The organism is Agrobacterium sp. MS2 (assembly GCF_003261015.1).
GTDB classification, from domain to species: Bacteria; Pseudomonadota; Alphaproteobacteria; order Rhizobiales; family Rhizobiaceae; genus Agrobacterium; species Agrobacterium pusense.
The window spans coordinates 9,929-10,808 of record NZ_QLNF01000107.1 but is presented as its reverse complement, the minus strand read 5'-3'; the positions used below and the strand labels follow the sequence as shown (position 1 = coordinate 10,808).

The 880-nt window shown below is 55.7% G+C and carries 1 pseudogene; it reads right to left on the bottom strand.

The features are described from left to right. Positions 1–315: 315 nt before the first annotated feature. Positions 316–880 (bottom strand): annotated as a pseudogene (locus DOU54_RS27065) (D-lactate dehydrogenase); the annotation flags it as partial.

Sequence of the window (880 nt, the reverse complement as noted above, 5' to 3'; positions counted from 1 at the left end):
TTGCTCCAGAACATCCTCAGCTACATGAATAGTCTCATTGGCCATAATTGATCACTTCTATTGATTGGAGGCTGGTGTGTGGCGGAAAGATTTGTAGGCTACGGCACCTGACGTGCTGGAAATATTCAGGAGCGGTCAGAGCCTCATTACGGCAACCCTGTGAAGGACTTGTGTTAGAGAACCATTGGCGTCCCAGACCTCTTCCTGACCAAGAACAGGGTCGCTTGTTCGGATCCCTTCAAGGCGGCGGAGGGGAGATTGCGCGTAGGCGGAAATAATTACCGCTTATGCCGGGTGACAGAGGTTCAAATCTCTTCAAGGCGGTTCATGCCAGTGACGGCATTTGGACGTTTTGCCGATTCCGGGATTGAACGTGTTGGTGGGATCGAGGGTACGGTAGAACTCTCGCAGCGCTGGCTTCGCCTCGTAGAGGTGGCCGACATTGTGCTCGGCCGGGTATTCTGCGTTGCGTGCGTCAAGCAGTGCGCAAAGCTCGTGCTCCAGCGCCGCGCAATCGACGCCTTTCTTCACCAGATATTCCTGATGCATCACGTGGCACAGGAAATGGCCGACATAGATCTTCAGCATCATCTTGTCCGAAATCGCCCTTGGCAGGGTCTCGAACCAATCGAGCGTGTCGCGTGGCAGGGCAACGTCAAGGGCAACGATGTCTTCTACGGTGCGCCGATGAACTGCCCGGTAACGCACCACGGCGCTGCCCACGGTAAAGCGATTGAGGAAAGCCGCCTTGCCTTCGATCTCGTTGCATTCGATGAAGCTGCCGGTGGCACTGGGAAAAATCGAGGCGAGATAGTTGCGCGTCTCTGCAATGCAGGCGTCTCCGGCTCGGATCATCAGGTGATGCGGATAGCTGTCCCGA